This window comes from Pseudoalteromonas arctica (genome assembly GCF_012927645.1).
In the GTDB taxonomy this organism is placed as follows: Bacteria; Pseudomonadota; Gammaproteobacteria; order Enterobacterales; family Alteromonadaceae; genus Pseudoalteromonas; species Pseudoalteromonas arctica_A.
The window spans coordinates 1-2,372 of record NZ_JABBMT010000072.1 but is presented as its reverse complement, the minus strand read 5'-3'; the positions used below and the strand labels follow the sequence as shown (position 1 = coordinate 2,372).

4 protein-coding genes are annotated in these 2,372 nt (G+C 36.7%); all 4 read left to right on the top strand.

Translation table 11 applies throughout. The features are described 5' to 3' along the window. Positions 1-165: 165 nt before the first annotated feature. Positions 166-726 carry a GNAT family N-acetyltransferase gene (locus HHO47_RS18880; RefSeq protein WP_169021682.1) on the top strand — a complete coding sequence of 187 codons (561 nt, stop codon included), beginning with the start codon at positions 166-168 and terminating at the stop codon, positions 724-726. 124 nt (positions 727-850) lie between these two features. Continuing rightward, positions 851-1,135 carry a BrnT family toxin gene (locus HHO47_RS18875; protein ID WP_169021681.1) on the top strand — a complete coding sequence of 95 codons (285 nt, stop codon included), beginning with the start codon at positions 851-853 and terminating at the stop codon, positions 1,133-1,135. 2 nt (positions 1,136-1,137) lie between these two features. Continuing rightward, positions 1,138-1,356, top strand: a complete 219-nt coding sequence (locus HHO47_RS18870; protein ID WP_033078690.1) for a CopG family antitoxin — start codon at positions 1,138-1,140, stop codon at positions 1,354-1,356. Between the two features lie 118 nt (positions 1,357-1,474). Next, on the top strand, positions 1,475-2,047 hold the full coding sequence (locus HHO47_RS18865; protein ID WP_169021680.1) for a hypothetical protein: 573 nt from the start codon (positions 1,475-1,477) through the stop codon (positions 2,045-2,047). Positions 2,048-2,372: the final 325 nt, after the last annotated feature.

Sequence of the window (2,372 nt, the reverse complement as noted above, 5' to 3'; positions counted from 1 at the left end):
AGACCGATAAAAAGTATGCTATGTTTATTCATGTTAGCCTCTGCTGTTTAGTTAATTGACAAACTAATTATGGCTCTGGCTTTGAATTAAGCTAACCCACGAAAAGCGGAGGCTAACACCGTGTGGGGGTCATTATGTTAGCATTCAAATGGAGAGGTTTGTATTTTGTTTAAATTTTTTAAATCACTTTTTAATAGTGAAAAAGTAGAAGTAGAAGAAGTAATGGAAAGTCCTATTCCTGAAAAACCAATTAACGGGATTCTGCTTGCTACAGAACATGACGTAGACTTTATTTTCCAATCAGTTTTAAACGAAGCTAAGGTTGGACATTTCAACCAAGATTTTTTACTGCCAATGACGCATACAGGTCTTAAAAAGCAAATTGTGGATAGTATTCACACTGGCTATTCTCCAACAGCAAGCGGTGTTGTACCTTCAAAATTTTATGTTTATAAAAAGAATAACAAACAAGTTGGTTTCTATTGGGTTATTGAAGATTCAAAAAATGTATTTGAACTTTACATGATCTCTGTTGTTACCTCTGAGCGAAAACAAGGCATTGGGGCATCTCTTTTATCTCATGCAGAGTCTGAATTTATTGGTTTTAAGGTAAAGGCAAGATTGTATCACCCATCAAATATTATGTTAGCTATGCTTGTTAAATCTGGTTTCAAACGAGGCGTAAAACAAGGTAAAAACACTATCCATCTATCAAAAAAATGCTAACAAGTTGCTTAAACGGAAAAATAACAGTTGGCCATCGCTTCGCGATTATATCCAACTATTATTTTCCGCTTAGCAAGGCTAGAGCTACTTTGACATTTCCCTCTCACGTACATACAATGTACATATGATTAAATTTGAATGGAATGCAGCCAAGGCTGCAACAAACATTAAAAAACACGGCGTTTCTTTTGATGAAGCGAAGTCCGTATTTTTTGATGAATTTGCTGTGCAGTTCTTTGATCAAGAGAACTCCGAAACAGAGGATCGTTTTTTGATGCTTGGTATGAGTAATGAAACTAATTTATTGCTTGTTTGTCACTGTGAACGTGATGATGGAAATACGATTAGAGTAATCTCAGCTAGAAAAGCAACCAAAAACGAAAGTAAAAACTACCAGCGAGGGCATTAATTATGAAAGATGAATATGATTTATCAGCAATGAAATCGCGTAAAAACCCTTACGCAAGTAAATTAAAAAAATCAGTGACAATGCGTCTTGGTGAAGATGTTATTTCATACTTTAAAAGTATGGCTGAAGAGTCGGGCGTACCGTACCAAAGCCTTATTAATTTATATCTACGTGACTGTGTTGCCACACATAAAAAAATAGATATTAACTGGCACGCTTAATCGTAGCTCTAACAAGCGCTTTAAACGGAAAAAATACAGTTGGCTATTTTCACTCCGTTCAATATTTTAGCCAACTACATTTTTCCGCTTAAGCGGGCTATGCTTACAGGAGGTAATTTTGAAAATTGTAGCAATACTTGGTTTAGCTCTCTTCTTGATATCATGTTCGACGTTAAATGTTTCAGGGAAGATGGACTTTAAAAATGAGACATATACATCTCCAAATAATGAATTTATTGTAAATTTACCCTCGCTGGTTCATCCAAATGCCAAAGACACCGTTTATCCCGAGCAGTTATTCGTCGATTTTTTCATTGGTTCAGGTTACTGGACTCCTCAAGGGTTACACACTATTGAATGGGTTAAACTACCCAAAGAAATGACAACTGAGCAATTTCAAAAAGCCCTCCCTGATATTGTAAATGAGCACTCTCAAAAAAGGTTTAGCTCTACTGGCCAGTTCAATATCATTGAGCAACAAAGTATGCCTGGTTCTAATTCTCACAAATTTTTAGCTCAGGGTACTTACCAAAACGTAGCTAGCACGTGGATATGCACCATTAAACTATATAAAAATAGAATCGTGTTTATTTCAAAAGTATTACCTTTGGAAAACATGAAGCCAATTACTAAACTGGACGAAAATACAGATAGTTATAACCAATGGGTGGAATCATTCAGAGTATTGTAAGCATAACAAACGCCTCAACAAAGGACGCAAAAAGCTTGGCTTGCGTCACTACGTTCCTAATTTTAACCAAGATTTTTACGCCTGTTAGGCGGGCGTTGGTATGACTCCCACTGTCAAGTTAAACGCACTGATCCTTGCCTAACTTTTTAAGCCATAATTACTTCAGCTCGAATTAGAGCGAGTTAATACATAGGATGAAGCGTAAGCGTATAGCTAACGACACCTAGCCTTGCTTAATATTCCAAGGTAGCAGTGGCTCAAGGTTATCTGGCTGCTCAGCAAGGTGCTGTAAGCAAGTAGTGATATAGTCATGCACCACAAGGTC

Coding starts and splice junctions, on each gene's coding strand:
- HHO47_RS18875 (WP_169021681.1), top strand. CDS start 851: ATGATTAAATTTGAATGGAATGCAGCCAAGGCTGCAACAAACATTAAA.
- HHO47_RS18870 (WP_033078690.1), top strand. CDS start 1,138: ATGAAAGATGAATATGATTTATCAGCAATGAAATCGCGTAAAAACCCT.